This is a genomic window from Hyphomicrobium sp. MC1 (assembly GCF_000253295.1).
Taxonomy (GTDB): Bacteria; Pseudomonadota; Alphaproteobacteria; order Rhizobiales; family Hyphomicrobiaceae; genus Hyphomicrobium_B.
Map to the genome: position 1 here is coordinate 3,214,494 of NC_015717.1, position 15,276 is coordinate 3,229,769.

General features: G+C 55.1%; 15 protein-coding genes. 5 read left to right on the plus strand and 10 right to left on the minus strand.

Annotation, left to right across the window (positions count from 1 at the left end):
• Window positions 1-52: 52 nt before the first annotated feature.
• Complete coding sequence (locus tag HYPMC_RS15570; protein WP_013948974.1) at window positions 53-1,063, minus strand: TRAP transporter substrate-binding protein; 1,011 nt, start codon at window positions 1,061-1,063, stop codon at window positions 53-55.
• Window positions 1,064-1,206: 143 nt separating this feature from the next.
• Here HYPMC_RS15570 and HYPMC_RS15575 point away from each other — a divergent pair, with 143 nt between their 5' ends.
• The 4 genes from HYPMC_RS15575 (at window position 1,207) to HYPMC_RS15590 (ending at window position 4,767) form a co-directional block, all read left to right on the plus strand.
• Window positions 1,207-1,782, plus strand: a complete 576-nt coding sequence (locus HYPMC_RS15575; protein WP_013948975.1) for a UbiX family flavin prenyltransferase — start codon at window positions 1,207-1,209, stop codon at window positions 1,780-1,782.
• Complete coding sequence (locus HYPMC_RS15580; protein ID WP_013948976.1) at window positions 1,779-2,351, plus strand: TIGR02444 family protein; 573 nt, start codon at window positions 1,779-1,781, stop codon at window positions 2,349-2,351. The genes HYPMC_RS15575 and HYPMC_RS15580 overlap by 4 nt, the downstream gene beginning before the upstream one ends.
• 830 nt (window positions 2,352-3,181) lie before the next feature.
• On the plus strand, window positions 3,182-3,949 hold the full coding sequence (locus HYPMC_RS15585; RefSeq protein ID WP_244420904.1) for a transporter: 768 nt from the start codon (window positions 3,182-3,184) through the stop codon (window positions 3,947-3,949).
• A 350-nt stretch (window positions 3,950-4,299) separates the two neighbouring features.
• Window positions 4,300-4,767, plus strand: a complete 468-nt coding sequence (locus tag HYPMC_RS15590; RefSeq protein ID WP_172636514.1) for a hypothetical protein — start codon at window positions 4,300-4,302, stop codon at window positions 4,765-4,767.
• A 104-nt stretch (window positions 4,768-4,871) separates the two neighbouring features.
• Here the strand turns inward: HYPMC_RS15590 and HYPMC_RS15595 are convergent, their stop codons facing one another.
• The 6 genes from HYPMC_RS15595 to HYPMC_RS23350 all read right to left on the minus strand — a co-directional run bounded on the left by HYPMC_RS15595 (window position 4,872) and on the right by HYPMC_RS23350 (window position 10,744).
• On the minus strand, window positions 4,872-5,669 hold the full coding sequence (locus tag HYPMC_RS15595) for an ABC transporter ATP-binding protein (protein ID WP_013948981.1): 798 nt from the start codon (window positions 5,667-5,669) through the stop codon (window positions 4,872-4,874).
• Complete coding sequence (locus HYPMC_RS15600; protein WP_013948982.1) at window positions 5,670-6,416, minus strand: ATP-binding cassette domain-containing protein; 747 nt, start codon at window positions 6,414-6,416, stop codon at window positions 5,670-5,672. It lies immediately after the preceding gene.
• Complete coding sequence (locus tag HYPMC_RS15605) at window positions 6,409-7,437, minus strand: branched-chain amino acid ABC transporter permease (protein ID WP_157135454.1); 1,029 nt, start codon at window positions 7,435-7,437, stop codon at window positions 6,409-6,411. Before HYPMC_RS15605 ends, HYPMC_RS15600 begins: the two co-directional genes overlap by 8 nt.
• Window positions 7,412-8,284, minus strand: a complete 873-nt coding sequence (locus HYPMC_RS15610) for a branched-chain amino acid ABC transporter permease (RefSeq protein ID WP_013948984.1) — start codon at window positions 8,282-8,284, stop codon at window positions 7,412-7,414. Before HYPMC_RS15610 ends, HYPMC_RS15605 begins: the two co-directional genes overlap by 26 nt.
• A 4-nt stretch (window positions 8,285-8,288) precedes the next feature.
• The gene (locus tag HYPMC_RS15615) at window positions 8,289-9,509 is read right to left on the minus strand and encodes an ABC transporter substrate-binding protein (protein ID WP_197535962.1); all 1,221 of its coding nucleotides are present in this window, start codon (window positions 9,507-9,509) and stop codon (window positions 8,289-8,291) included.
• A gap of 71 nt (window positions 9,510-9,580) precedes the next feature.
• Entirely contained in the window at window positions 9,581-10,744 is a 1,164-nt protein-coding gene (locus HYPMC_RS23350; protein ID WP_013948986.1) for a D-isomer specific 2-hydroxyacid dehydrogenase family protein, read from the minus strand.
• Between the two features lie 682 nt (window positions 10,745-11,426).
• Between HYPMC_RS23350 and HYPMC_RS15625 the strand changes: the two genes are divergently transcribed.
• Window positions 11,427-11,879 carry an Rrf2 family transcriptional regulator gene (locus tag HYPMC_RS15625; RefSeq protein ID WP_013948987.1) on the plus strand — a complete coding sequence of 151 codons (453 nt, stop codon included), beginning with the start codon at window positions 11,427-11,429 and terminating at the stop codon, window positions 11,877-11,879.
• Here HYPMC_RS15625 and HYPMC_RS15630 read toward each other — a convergent pair.
• The 3 genes from HYPMC_RS15630 to HYPMC_RS15640 are packed head-to-tail and all read right to left on the minus strand — an operon-like array spanning window position 11,876 to window position 15,052.
• Complete coding sequence (locus HYPMC_RS15630; protein ID WP_013948988.1) at window positions 11,876-12,577, minus strand: enoyl-CoA hydratase/isomerase family protein; 702 nt, start codon at window positions 12,575-12,577, stop codon at window positions 11,876-11,878. The two genes, HYPMC_RS15625 and HYPMC_RS15630, sit on opposite strands and share 4 nt — an antisense overlap.
• Window positions 12,531-13,871: an LLM class flavin-dependent oxidoreductase gene (locus HYPMC_RS15635; RefSeq protein ID WP_013948989.1), complete on the minus strand. Its 1,341-nt coding sequence runs from the start codon at window positions 13,869-13,871 to the stop codon at window positions 12,531-12,533. The genes HYPMC_RS15630 and HYPMC_RS15635 overlap by 47 nt, the downstream gene beginning before the upstream one ends.
• A complete protein-coding gene (locus HYPMC_RS15640) occupies window positions 13,868-15,052 on the minus strand; it encodes an LLM class flavin-dependent oxidoreductase (RefSeq protein ID WP_013948990.1) in 1,185 nt (394 codons plus the stop codon). The genes HYPMC_RS15635 and HYPMC_RS15640 overlap by 4 nt, the downstream gene beginning before the upstream one ends.
• Between the last annotated feature and the right edge of the window lie 224 nt (window positions 15,053-15,276).

Sequence of the window (15,276 nt, forward strand, 5' to 3'; positions counted from 1 at the left end):
TGAGCCAGTTACTGAGGCCGCGCGTGGGCCGAAGCACAGGCAGCCGCAAGCTTCACTCGACCCTAGCTTGCGCAGCCTTGAGGCTCTTGTACGCCTCGGCCGTCGTTTGATCGCTAGAAAGCAAGGTGTCCGACAGGGTCGCGAGAGAGGCTCTGGCCTTATCATCGTCATCCTTGCTCAGTTGCTCGAGCTTGCCGCCGTTCTTGATCCACGCTTGCTGCTGCGCGGCGTAAAAATTCTTGAGCCATGGGGCGAGCGATGCCGAAATGTCGTCAGCGCTCTTCTCAACGACGGCGCGCAGGTCTGGAGGGAGCTGGTCGAGCCATGTTCGGCTTAGGACGAAGACGCTCGTTGAGTACGTGAATGCCGTCTCGGTCATGACTGGCGCGACATCATAAAAGCGAAGCTGATTTATGACAGAAAGCACGATATAGACCCCGTCGATCGTTCCCTGCTGAAGGGAAGGGAGAACTTCACCAAGAGAAATGGGTATTGGCGACGCTCCGAGTTTCTTCACGCTCTCGATCTGAATTGGTGATGACATGATGCGGATCTTCTTGCCGCTGAGATCGGAGATGCTGGCGAGGGGCTGCCGGGTGTTGAACCCCGTGGGACCACTGACAAATATTCCGCCGACTTCCAAACCCTTCTCCGCCCCAAAGGAGAAGAAGAGCTTGCGGAATTCCTTATCGTGCAGCACGCGTTCGGTTTGATCCCAATCTTTGAATAGCCCGGCGGCGCCGAGAATTTGAAACCGCTTGTCGACGCCTTCGAAGAATTCGCTCGGCGCAATGAAGCCCTGGATGGCGCCGATCTGGGTCGATTCGATTTGACGGGGAATCGATCCGAGCTGACTGGCAGGATAAATTTCGACTTTGATGCGTCCGCCTGACTTCTCTTCGACCTCTTTAGCAAGACGTTTGTAGTACTCGTGCTGACCGTCATTGATAGTGGCGGTGCCAAGCTTCATGATGATCGGCGATTGCGCCTCAGACGTCGACGAGAGCCCCATTAGCCCCAACGCGAGCGAAGCACAAATGGTGAGGTGCGCGACAAGCCGCATTCAAATTCCCCCGAAAACAGCAAAGTGTGTAAATGCTCTGATAATTAGATACCGGCTAGTATGTTTTTCTATGTATAAGGTGTGCCCCAAGTCAATCCGCATAGACATGATAAGAATATGCGAAGAACAGCTAAGGACTACGCATGAGCGGCAAACGCCGATTGATCGTCGGAATCTCGGGTGCTTCGGGTGTTGTCTATGGCGCGCGACTGATTGAAGTTTTGAGAGATCTCGATGTCGAAACGCACCTCGTGATCACAAAAAGCGCGATCGTCACCGCCTCGATTGAAGGCGTCGACATCAATCAGCTTCGCGCCAATGCAACGACCACCTATGCCAACGCCGATCTCGCCGCGCCGATCTCGTCTGGTTCTTTTCTGGCTGATGGGATGTTTGTTATCCCCTGCTCTATCAAGAGCATGAGCGAAATCGCGACCGGCGTAACATCCTCGTTGCTCAGTCGTGCAGCCGATGTCGTGCTGAAGGAGAGACGTCGACTGGTTCTCGCCGTACGCGAGACGCCGTTGCATACCGGTCACTTGCGCACCATGACTTCTCTTTCAGAAATGGGCGCGATTATCTCGCCGCTCGCGCCCGCCTTTTACAATCGACCCGCCACGGTCGACGATCTCATCGATCACACCATCGGAAGGCTTCTAGATCTCTTTGGGTTAGATGCCGGGATCGTAAAACGCTGGTCAGGAGCACGGCCCAGTTGACAACAGATCCCGTCGACGGGGGTCCCGCGATAGACCTTTGGAACTTTTCTCTGGACGTCTACGCAGCCACCGGCGTCGCGGAAGAATGTCTCACTTTGCAAGACAGCTATCGCCTCGACGTCAATCTGATCCTGATGGCGGCCTTCGCTGGAGTGAAAGGAAGAAATATACCGCAGAGCCATTTGGACGACGCGAGCCGATGCACGGCCGACTGGTACGCCAATGTTATTTGCGGCCTGCGCGGTGTGCGCCGAGCTACCAAGGGCTTGATCGCGAATTGCAGCAATCCGCAAGAATGGGAAACTTTACGACGCAGCTTAAAGGATATCGAGCTCAAGGCAGAGAAAGAAGAGCAGGCGACATTGGCAAATTGGATGCAAGCTCACTCGGCGTCGTGGCCAACGGCCCCTGCCCGCGAGGCCGTGGTCACCAACCTTGGCAGCCTTTTCAATTTTTATGGGATGGACGACAACGATCCTAATCGGGTTTCCTACCATCTCATCGTAGCCTGCGAGAAATTCATCGCAGCACGTGAGCCGTCGACAGCAAGGGGCTGTTGCGGCTCCTGAGGTCCACCGGAAAACGCGTGCGATGTCGCTTAGGAACGGACCGCGAACTGCAGCGGCGAGCGATTGTCTTCAAATCTATTCACGCCAATCCTTGAGCTGCGCCGGCATCGTCGCACAAACGATGTCCGCTAAGCGCCAACCGATCGCGCTTCGTCCCGATAGAGCTTCGATGGCAACGGCCTGAGCCGTGCGCACGGTACGCCTTTTTTTGATCACGAGATGCGTTCGATATCGAGATCTTCGAAACGTCAATCACCGCGCGCCAGAGACGATAGACGAAGCCACAAAAATCCAACGAACAGCCGGCGTTTCATAATCAGGCGTGTTCCTTAGTTATTCTACGCATACCCTTATCATATCTATACGGATTGACTCCGGTCGCGCCCCGTACATACAAAATACATACTGGTTGGTATCTATTTATCCGGCACGTTTACACACCTTGTTGTTTTGGGGGAATTTGAATGCAGGTCGTCGCACATCTCACTCTGGGGCTCCATCTGCGCAGCCGCAGATGGAGCTCTTGTCGAAGTCTGAGACACAATCGCAGATCGTCTTGAAGCTTAGCGCCGCCGCCATCTGTGACAGATCGGAAGCGTGAAGAAACTCGAAGCTCGCCTATGTCGTCGTCCCGACGCGGCGAGCGCGAACAGTCGTGCGCAGCTGCCTGGGGGGTAAGCGCGCACCGTTTGCCCAAAAGACCGATATCGATGGAGATCATGATGTTAAGCAGAACTAAGACGTTGGCGTCACTCGTGCTCGGACTTTCCGTCCTATTGGAGGCCGCGGCTCCGGCCGGAGCAACCTCGTGGACGCCGCCCGGCGTCACGATGGGCCTTACCCTGGGCGCTGCGTTACCACCCGGGATTTATGTCTCCAACCTCCTGCATTATGGCGACGGGCCAGACAAGACTGTAACGGCCGAAATCCCAGGGTTCACCTGGTCTACTGGAAAGGAGTTCCTTGGCGCCCAGTATTCTGCCGCCCTCATCCTTGAAGGCTTAAATTTGCATTTCAAAAATCCGAAATCGATCAATAAATCCGGCATTTTCAGCCCGCTGCTCGTACCTGTAAGTTTGTCATGGAATTTAGGACAGGGGTACTTCGTGTCGGTTAGCGAAGGTGTCATGTTTCCATTCGATAGCGACGTGTCCCTGACGACAGCTGGCGAGACGAGTGGATGGGCCGCCGAAACGCGCGTCGCCTTCAGCTATCTGAAAGATGGTTGGGTCATTTCCGCAAACACGATTTTTGGCGCCACGACGCCCGATGACGTTGGACGAAAGCAGCCGGACTATTTCAACGTTGATTGGAGCGTCGCGCACACTTTCGGAAAATGGCAAGTTGGCGTCGTTGGGTATGGCGCATGGGATTTAGAAACCACAGTCACGAATTCTGCAGCCGGCGCAGGTCACATCGCAGGCGTCGGCGGTCTCGTGGGCTATGATTTCGGCGGTGCCAAGCTCCTCGTCGAACTCACCCATGCGGTTGAACAAGGCGGGACCACAAACTATTCACGCAACGATACTCACATCTGGACGCGTCTGTCGTTCCCAATTTGGAGACCCGAGTCGGAACAATCCGCCTCGTTGAAGTAGCAGCGCTGCCGGAGGCTCTAGAAAAAGGTGCCTCCGATTGCGAAATTATGTGCGATCGTGGCACTCCCCTGAAGTCAAGCCGGGTGACGCGGACGGCACGTGCCTCAGAGCTCGATATCATTTCCCTCCGCTTTATCCCGAGCAACCGCTCCATCCTTGCGCGGGTTCGGCCGTCCACTGATCTGGCACGTCCAAGAAGGGACCTAAGCGAACGTTGAGCACCTGGCTTCATTGTTATTCCGTGGAGCGCACCTTCGTTGTCTGAGCGACCTTCGCCTCTGCAAATCAGCCGGCATTATGCTCGAGCAGTCGCAATTCGTCGGGCAAACGTGCTGAAGGGGCACGCCACGTTGCCTGCCGCACCCTATGGCAATTTCACCGAACCGCTGCCGCGAACCGCCAATGAACTCCTGATCCGTGTCCGACGAACGGTCGACGATGCTGCCGAAAACGGCATATCTTGGCACGCAGTCGTTGATGCAGTTCGAGCCCAAGCTAAGTTTTTCTGGCCCTCGCTCACACTTACCGAACGCAGCCGTATTATTCGTCATCTACGGCCTTACTGGGACGTGCACCGCTTTCGGGTTGCCCCGCAGATGGAATCCATCATCCGCCGGCGCGTCGATGCAGGAGCCTTGCAGTTTGTCGCCGGGGCGATCGAGAAGCTGAGTTTTCGACGCGGGGGTGTCGAAGTCGTACTGCGCTTGTCGCGCTCTGACCGCCGCCTTGCGCGCATCATCAACGCGATTGTTTTTGCAACCGGCCCCGATCATCGCAACATTCTTGCAAGTCAACGCTTTCTCGCTGAGCTCGAATGATCGTCGGGATGGCGGATGGCCAGCCTGCTTTCACCCCAGGCCAGTTTTGCCCTGTTCAAACGACCGTGGCCAATCGACGAAGGATTATGCGTTCGGCAAGTCCGCTAATCGACCAAACGTCCATTTTTATAAGATTCTATCAAGCGGGCGCGCTGATTGGCGTCCCCAGGATTACCCTCATCTATTTGTTCGCCGTGATGCAGAACGATGGCTCTTCTCGCCTCTGAGAAGACCAAGTCCAAATCATGTTCGATCCAGAGAACCGCAAGCTTTTTGCGGGTGAGAGCCAACCGGACCATCTGGCCGATAAGGGGACGTTCATCGTGGCTCAATCCCGAGGCCGGCTCATCAAGCAGAAGGAGTTTGGGCCGACCTATAAGCGCGCGCGCAAGATCGACACGACGAAGTAAGCCGAACGGCAAGTCGCTACAGCGCTCTCCCCAAATTTTCTGCAAGCCACACAAGTTGAGTATTTCAAACGCTTCTTCACGCGCAAGCTTCTCTGCCCGAAGTGCCGCCCATGGCCGAGCAAGCGTCCCGAACACATTCAGCGCGAAGTGAGTGGTCAACCCCAACAGGACGTTATCTAGAACGGAATGACTGGATATCAGATTCAATCCCTGAAATGTCCGGCTCACTCCTACCCGCGCCCTACGATGGGCTGCAAGTCGGTCTAGACGGACGTTATCAAGGCTGATACGGGCATCCCGTTTTGTGGGATATACGCCACTTATGCAGTTTAGGAACGCCGACTTGCCGGCGCCGTTCGGTCCTATCAACGCTACGACTTCCGATTCTCTAATCGATAGGTTGATGTTGTTCAGGACAACTATTCCGCCAAAAGACAAATTAACGTTTTGTACCTCTACGAGAGGAAGCTGCTGGGACTGATCCAATGACATTCAAGTGCTCGCAGGAGAAGAGTTGACCAAGCCTAAGAGCATGCCGTGCATCGTTTCGAGACTTGAGTCATCGATATGATCGAACGTCGCGATCGGCCAACCTCTGTCAATGACAATGGCACGGTCCGAGAGGTGCGGGATCCATTGCGTGTCGGATTCGGCGACGAGAATTGTCAGTGAAAGCTCGTTTCGCAAGCGCCTTAAGCTTTGGCAAAGCATTTCCACGACAGGCGTGGCCAATCCTAGGCTCGGTTCATCAAGCAACAAGAGCTTGGGCGACGCGAGAAGCGCCATAGCCAAAGCAAGCATTTGCTGCTCGCCGCCGGATAAATTTCCAGCCTGCGTCTTTCGTCGTTCTGCCAGACGGGGAAACCAATCGAATGCGTCAGCCTTTTTTCTACCGTGCTGAGCGCGTCTCCCGATTTCAAGATTTTCGTCTACCGTCAGCAGGTGGAAAACCTTATCCTTTTCCGGGACCAGGCCGATGCCGACACGTCGCCGTGTCTTGATGGCTCCCCAAGGCAAATTTTCGCCGTTGAAGAATACCTGCCCATCAATTATTTGCCCCTTTTGCAAAATACCAGCGATGGCACTCAGCAGGGACGTCTTGCCCGCGCCATTGCTGCCAACCAAGGCGACGCTCTCGCCACGCCGAACGTTGAAAGACATATTATTCAGCGCGTATTTTCCATCGTACGCGACGCTCATGCCCTTTAGCGACAGCAAGTCTTCCCCAGCGCTAGCCACGACGCGAGCTCTTCAGTCGGAGTTTTTCCAGCACACGTTGGGGAACTCGCAGGAGCGCTAAAATCAGGATGCTGCCGATTGCGATACTTTCCAAACCTGCAACGCGCGAGGTGGCATCGACGGAGAATAACCCCAACAAGAACTGGATGATTTGGGGCAACAGAACGATAATGTAAGAAGCGGTGATAGCTCCCAACAGGTTCCCCGGCTTACCCAATGCGCAAATCGTAAGATAGACGATTGCCAGTTCGAGCGTATAGGTTCCTGCTTGGACATTGCCCAGGTGATAGGCATTGATCACGCCAACCATAGCGATGATTGCGGACGTAAGAGCAAAGACCTGAATCCGGCTTTTCGTAATCGAAATTCCCATAGCAGCTGCAGCAGCTGGATGAGTACGCAACAATGCCCACTCACGGCCCACATGACTTTGCTGCAGATTACGGAAAGCGGCGTAAACCAGGAACATCAGGACCGCGACCAACGTCCACCAGCGCTCAAGAGAGTTGATGCGAATGCCGAACAGGTTTGGGTCATCGAGCATGAAGCCGGCGGCATAGGTCAACTTCAGATCGAGGTCAGTCGCGATCACGCCAACGGCTCGTTGAAGCGCCAGTGTTCCGACCGCAAGATAAAGGCCTGACACTCGAAGGGTCGTTGCGGCGACCAACGCGCCGCTCAAAAGTCCAAGCACCGCACTTGCGATAACAGCAGGCAGCAGCCCGAGCCCGAGGTTATTCGCCATAATACCCGCGCTGAATGCTCCGATGCAAAGGAAGGCTGCGGTCCCAAGCGATGGCAGACCCGCAGAACCCACAAGAACCGTGAGCGGCATCGCCGCTAGGGCCAGCAAACCTCCACTTACTGCAAGATGCAGTGCGAGATTGCCGAGAGCAAACGGCGCCGCCGCGATAGCTACGGAGATAGCCAAGACTCCAAGGAGGCGAAGTCGCACCGACTTGTCGCCTTGGCGTGAAGATAGATCGGCACTCACGTTATGTTCGGAATATGCGTTCGACACGAGAACTCAGCCCCCACGGACGAACCATAAGAAGAACGAGGAGAAAAACGACCGGGACGACCGTGCTGTAGCGGACATCGAAGAACAATGAGATCAGATTTTCGCCGGTAGCTAACATCAACGCCCCAACAAGCGCACCTCCCGGGCTCGTCAAACCGCCGATAATCGCGGCAACGATACCAGAGAACCCGATTGCCGAACTTTCCACTGATATCGCCGAAACCGCGCCCGAAAGTACGGCGCCAATACCGCACAGAATGCATGCTCCAACCCATGTCATCAGCATTCGGCGGCCAACAGGTATGCCGTTGATCATCGCCAGCTGCCGATTTTCCGCAACGGCCTGCAACTCGACTCCTATCGAAGTCCAATAAAACAGGGCTAATGTCGTCAACACTGTCAGCGCCCCAACGGTGATTGCGACGAGGCCGACGAGCGGAATCGTCGCTCCTGCATACGTGATTGATCCCTTAACAAGGGGAAGCTGCTCGACGGAGCTTCCCCATATGACGGACATCAGACCGACCAGGATTATGGCGATCGCGATGGTAATAGCCGTCCCCACGAATGGGTCTTCCTGCTTCTCCTGACTGAGAATGAAAAAGAGAAGCAGGCCCGCTGCGACATCGACCGCAAGCGTCGCCAGGATTGCGATTGGTAAACCGGCGGCAGTCTGACCCGACCAGCCCCAAACCTCAGCCATCACATAAGCCGACACCGCTCCGATTTCCCCGACACAGAAAAATAGGATGCGGCTGGTGCGATAAGCGAATACGACGGCCATTGCAAACAATGCATAGACCATCGTCGTGCTGAGTGTGTTGACTGCGAATGACGCAAAATTCATCGAATTAATTCGAAATCTTGCCGTCGGTTTCCACCTTCAACCAGCCGCCTACCGGTGTAAATTGATGTGTTGAGTTGTCGAGCTTGGTGAGCCGATATGCGCTCTCCCCATAGTGATCCTGCAGTGTCAAGCGAATGGGTGCACCGGTCAATCCGTTTGTATCAACGTCCACCTTTTCGAGTGCCGACGCAAAATCAGACGGACCAGTGCAGCCATTTCCGCATTTGCGGAGGGCATCAGTAATGACGAGCCCCAAGACCAGACCGCCGGTGCCGGTCTCTTTGCTTTGGCCTCGCTTTTCCAGTTCCGCGCGGAATGCCGCAAACTCTGGTTTCGACACTTCTTGGAGTTTTACGTAACGGGCATACGAATAGACGGTGAGCTTAGAGTCCGCAGGCGTCGCTTTCAGCAGCGTGTCTTCGCCGATGCCCGTGTCCATCGAGAGAAAGATACCGTCGTATCCCGACGTTGCCAAAGCCGGCAGGAAAGCAGCGACGTGCGCTTGTCCGAGACAAATTGTAACGACATCCGGCTTCTCGCTAACAATTCTCTCGACCACCGTGCGGAAATCGCGCTGTTGAATTGGGACCGTTAGGACTTCACCTCCAGAAAACCCATGGGCCTTAGCAGTCGCAACAATTTTTTGACAGGATAGAATTGACCCTGGAACTTCGAAGGCCACGCAAATTGTGCTCTTGCCGTGGGGTGCCACTTCCTTGGCAAGATATCCGCCAACCGTGCCGGCAAGCGACAACTCTAGTCCGACTCCAAACGCTCCGGGCTTAGCAGGCGGCAGCACAACGGGTGTGTTGATTGGATAGCCAGCTAAAACAGGGATATCGAGTTTCTTTGCGGCGGCGAAAACAGCGGCATGCGTGTTCGTAGCAGGCAGCCCAAGTATTCCCAGCGCGCCGTCACGCCCAAATTCTTGGACGGCATCGAGTGAGCGCTGAACATCGCTCTGCGTGTCGCGACCAAGAATTTCAATCTTCCGCCCGTTTATACCGCCGTGCTGATTGATCAGATCGACGTACGCCCGGAAAGCGTTATAAGCAGGAAGCATGGTGGTCTGCTGCGGGCCGGAGGCATCGACGAGATAGCCGAGCTTGTAGGCCGGAGCGTCGCTTGCTGCTGCGCAGGTGACTAACGCCGCGGCAGATGACGCCGCTATATATCCGAACGCCAATTTCCTCAGTTTGCTAAAGCACGAAATTTTAGTCTTCACGTATATCCCCTTCATTCAGATAACTCAAAAGCGGCAGACTTTTGTGACCTGCGCATTCTTGATTGCGTCGTCTAATTCGCGGCCGCTGTGGCGCGACCGATGAGCATTCCCACGTCTCGTGCGCTGACAAGATTCTCCGCCCGTTCGCCCTGCAATACGCGCGATATGTTTGTTAGAACGGCTCTGACTTCTTCGAGCATGTACTCCGGCTGCCCACCGGCCATATGTGGCGTCCAAATGATGTTATCGAGACCCAACAAGGGACAGTCGGGAGGTATCGGCTCGTAGCGATAGACATCCAGAGCTGCTCCAGCAATTTGTCCGATTTTAAGTGAATCGTAGAGCGCCTCTTCGTCAACGATCCCACCGCGCGCGGAATTGATTAAGTAGGCTCCTCGCTTCATTTTCGAAAAGAAGCCCGCGTCCACATATCTCTCCGTCTCGGCGTTGTAAGGAAGATGCAGAGAAACAAAATCCGACTGCGCAAGCAGCTCGTCGAGAGGCGCATAGGAAACGCCGCCGAGCGCTGCTTCTTCCTCTTTGCTCAAGGGGGTTCGTTTGAAGTAGAGGACGCGAAGACCGAGTTGACGGGCTCGACGGGCAACGAGACCAGAGTTTTCGCCGAGACCGACAAATCCGACAGTGCTGTTTTGAAGAAGTTTCAGACCGCGGATTCCAGCCCAATTAAATTTGTTGCGAACCGGCTCCGTCGAGAAGCGCGGTTGCAGATGATGATCTCGCCGCGAAGCAACCGCTTGATGAGCCGGAAAGAGCCTGCGTGCCAAAGCGAGGATCAAGGCGGTGATGTGATCGGAAGACGACTGGCTACTGACCCGGTTTAAGGTCGCTACGTTCAATCCAACCGTCTGCGCGAATGCGACATCGATGTTCCGACAAGCATGACCAAACTGCTGAACCAGTCGCGTTCTTGGGCGGCACAGGTTGATTTGCTCAGCAGTCAATCGCGCGGTTTCGAGGACAAGAAAGTCAGCGAGCGGGAGTAGACGATCGAGTTGTTCCGCGTCGTTACAAACCGTGGTTTCAACTGAGCGCGGCAACCCTAGCTCATCGGCCATCAGCCCCAACGCCTCGAACGCGTCACCACAATCATCCCCGAAAAAATAGCGCAGAGTCTTTTCGCCTGCGGGCGTGAGTTTGCGCCGAAGCGCAACCTCCATAAGTCGAAATAAGGTGTCCTCCTCGGCGAAGACAACGTGGATGGGCGCATCATGCATAGAATTTTGCCATTTCGTTCAGGTAAACCACAAAATTATGCGATCTCACGCCGCCGCCCGATGTTTTGCATTACGCCGCCCCGGAGAGCGTTTGCCAGCGCGATGTTATCGTGCCTCCAACGCTCTTCGACTGCTGGGCGATAAAGGTCGGTCATGAATTCATTTCCCCGGCTTTGAAGCGGAATGCACCGCCCTACATGCAATGACTAAATCCCAGCCCTTCCCATGCAGGGTTAAATACTATATGTCTATAGAGAAACTAGTCAAATCGCGCTTATTGGATTCTAGCGAATTGCCTAGGGTTTCAGGAGCGAAGAAGACGTCCGATGTCGGAGGTATTACACCGTTATGACGATGACGACGGAGTCCATAGAATGTATCGAATGACTTTGTTGCGGCGTAATTTTTCTAATGAATAAGAGTGCAATCGGAACGGCGAGCCGCCCTCCCAATCGCAAGCACCAAAGCCGTACGAGCTCTGCGCTCTCGCCGCCGCCTGCAAGTTTGGAAGGAGGTTTTTTTACTCTGACAGTCGCCCTGCGCAGCCTCGCCCTTCCTGCAAATCGGGTGGGCAAGTGGCCACCCGCATCGAAATGAGAAGTCAAATACATTTTTCTTCTATACTAAGAAGCAATTCTGTGTTTTCCCAAGCGCAACCTTCCACATTAGCGACATCTGATTCATGCTCACCAAAAAGGGAAAGTACGGGCTCAAAGCGCTGATCTATCTGTCGCGGCTCGCCCCGGGCGAAGTCGCACTAATCAACACCATCGCCGAGGCGGATGAGAGCCCGAAGAAATTCCTCGAAGCCATCCTAATTGACCTAAAGAAGGCTGGCTTCGTTCACAGCAAGAAGGGTAAGGGCGGGGGCTATCTGCTCGCCCGTCAGCCGGAAGAGATCCACGTCGGGCAAGTAATCAGAGCGCTAGACGGCCCCCTGGCTCCCATTGCTTGCGCTTCCTCAAATTTTTTTCAGAAGTGCGACGATTGCGTCGACGAAAAGACATGCGCTGTCCGCCTGACGATGCTCAACGTCCGTAATGCTATTTCCGACGTTCTCGATCGCCAGACGCTTGCCGACCTTCGGGATATGCCTCGCCACCTGCGCAAAACACGCCGGGCGGCAGCCGGCTAAGGCTTGCCGGCTTCGATCCAGGTCACCAGACGTTCGATGCCAACCAATGCAGGATCTTCTTCGTTGATATCTGCCAGATCTTCATAAAAATGGTGAATCAACCGCAACGCTCCGGGAGGAAACGTCGTGAGTTCGGCAACAAGCCGTTCGCCTTCCGAAGCGAGGTCTTTAGCTGGAACAATCCGATTTAGCAGTCCAAGCCGAACGGCTTCATCCGCGGCGATGTCTCGGCCTGTATAGATAAGCTCCTTCGCAACCTTTGGTCCCACATAGTCTGAAAGATAAGTCACCACCACCAGCGGCGCCAAACCGTGTCGGATCTCGTTGAATCCGAGAACCGCATTATCGGAGCCGATGGAAATATCCGACTGAAGCGCCAGTCCGGTGCCGAACGCCAGGCACCGCCCCTGCACAAGCGCAATGCTCACGCCGGGAAACTGTCGGAGAAGGCTGTTGGCTTTGAGGATGAGCTTGAGATTATCCCTCCTGCTGATGCCTTCGAGCTTTTCTCCGTGATCCCGCCCGAGCGAAAAATCGTTGCCTGTCGCCTGAAGAACGAGAACTGCGGCACCGCTATTCCCCGCGGCCGCTAAGGCCGCGATGAAATCAAGCATCAATTGATAGGTGAATTTGTTCCCGGTGTCCGGCGTATCAAGCGTAATTCGAGCGACGTTGTTCTTGAGTTCGTACCGTATCATTTGACTTCTCTAGACCTAGGTTCTCTCGCAGCGTGGTGCCGCGATATTCTTTTTGAAAGACGCCACGCTTCTGCAGCAGCGGCACGACTTCGCCGACGAAGGCGCGAAGACCTGACGGATATTCATCGATCATGACGTTGAATCCGTCCGCGGCGCCTGCACGATGCCAGCTCTCGATGAAATCGGCGACCTGTTCCGGCGTCCCAACGACCTGAGGATGTCCTCCGCCGTTGCGATAGAGGATCTCACGCACCGTCAGATTTCCGGACGTCGCGAGTTCGACGGCCGCGGCCTGAAAACCACGAGAGGAATTGAACCTGTCATTGGCTTTAATGCGGTCAATGGGAAGAGGCTTGTCTAAATCGAGTTCCGAAACGGCGACGCCGACCCGCGAAGCTAGTTTTCTGAGTTCGGCGTCGCCGGCGAGTTCGTCGAGGTCTTTCTTTCGCTTTTGAGCTTCTTCTTCGGTCCCCCCGATAATAGGCAAAAGACCGGGTAAGATTTTGAGGCTGTTTGGATCTCTCCCGAAACCCTCGGCTCGTTGACGGAGATCATCGCGGAATGCGATTGCCGCCGGAAGTGTATTTTGGACCGCGAAAATGGCATCAGCGACCCGAGCCGCGAAGGTGCGTCCCTGCTCCGACGAACCCGCTTGAAAAAGTATCGGCCGCCCCTGTGGCGAACGCGGGAGCGTGCTTGGCCCGCGAACGGCGAAAAAGTTTCCATCATGATTGACAGGGTGAACGCGAGCGCGATCAGCGAAGAGGCCGGAAGCCTTATCGCCAACGAGCGCGCCATCTTCCCATGAATCCCAGAGTGCCGTGACAATGTCGACGAACTCTTCCGCTCTCGCATAACGCTCCGCATGCGGCGGCAACGGCGCTTTGCTGAAGTTTGCAGCGACATCGGGAATGAACGTCGTCACGATGTTCCAAGCGGCGCGACCACGGCTTAAATGGTCAAGTGATGCGATCCGGCGAGCGAGGTTGTATGGCTCGCTATAGGACGTCGTTGCCGTCGCCACGAGACCTACATGCTTCGTAACCGCAGCGAGCGCACCGAGAACCGTGGTAGGATCCATGGCGCCGAGATTGGGCCTTTCGAAATTCTCCTCGCTTACCGCCAGCGTATCTGCGAGGAAAATCGCGTGCAGACGACCATCCTCGGCCAATCGGGCAATCTCGCGATAAAAATCCAGGTCGACATATGAGGTCGGACTTTCAGGACGGTGGCGCCATGCTCCGAGGTGCATACCCACACCTAAGACTGCAGCGTTGAGGATGAGGTCACTCATGATAGCACCTTTCGCAGGCCGAGTTTTTCCAGTCGTGGAAGGACTGCCTCGGCGAAAAAGTCGAGGTCGGGTCCATAGTCATAGAAACCGATTTGGATGCCATCGATGCCAGCCTGATGGAGTTGGACTATCGCGTTGGCAACATCGTCCGGATCGCCGATGATCTGGATGTGGCCACCCAAAACGCGATCGGCCGGTACATGCTTCGGCCAACCATGTGCATCGCCTTTGGTATGGCGATTGGTGTATGCGGCGATCGATTCGAGATCGGCTTCCGCTACAATCGCATCGCGATAGGCATAGGCTTCCTCGCGCGTTTTCTTACAGACGATCATCGGAAAAATGATAACCTTTCCAGTTCGTCCCGTTTGGATGTACGCCTGCTTGATCTGTTTCACATGATCGGGAAGCGCGGCAATGGCATTCTCGAAGACCGCGCCGGCAGGGCTCGATGTGAATACAATGTCCGCGTGGCGCGCGGCGTAAGCAAAGCCCGCCGTGGACGCACTCGCCGAGACCAGTATGGGCCTGCCATAGTGCGGGCGCGGAGAGACATAAGCGCCGTCCAGATGGTAATAGTCGCCATCGAACGTCAGATTTTCCTTACCTGCCCATAGGTCTTCCATAATCGAGGTGAATTCATCGGCCTGGTCGTACCGCTTGTCATGATCGATGCGGTTCATGCCAAACATCAGCGGTTCTTTCGCATCGTATCCAGTGACGATATTCAGGCCAAAACGGCCACCCATGATGTGGTCGGCCGTGGCCGCGAACCGTGCGAGATGCAAAGGATGCCAGTTGCCGTAAAGGACATGGACGGTAGAAATCGTGACGATCGATTTCGTGAGCGCACCGAGCGCCACGGTCGAAATAAAGGGATCGAGAAAGTTTTCGCGGTATTTGATTTCGCCGCCAAAGCCACCTTTCGGTACCCATTGCTGAAGCCCGAAGACAAAATCGAACCCGTAGTTCTCGGCCGTCAAAGTCAGCTGTTTGTTGTACTCAAAGTCCCATCGTGTGCTGCGCCCAAGCTTCGACTGTGAAAAACCGCCGGTCTGGGTCGGAAGAAACAGCCCAATCATCATTGGCTGGGCGGCAATCCGTGACAAAGGGCTGTCCGAGAAACCGGACGGTGAGACACCGCGGTTGAGCTTCGTGCTTTCGATCGTTTGGGTGGTCATTAGTGGCCTGTTGTTAGTCGCTCAGGGCGAGCTCTGCCTTTGACGAAAGTCTCCTATCCCAGACAGCGAACGGGAGGCTCCCGAACAACTGACTGAATGGCGATCAAAAAGCGAAGCACCATTAGTCTATAATTTCGATGGAGTCTATTGATGTAGCGCATTGACGATGATATCGGCAACGCTGAGACGCGTGTAAAGACAGACCACTGGCAACATCGCGGAGG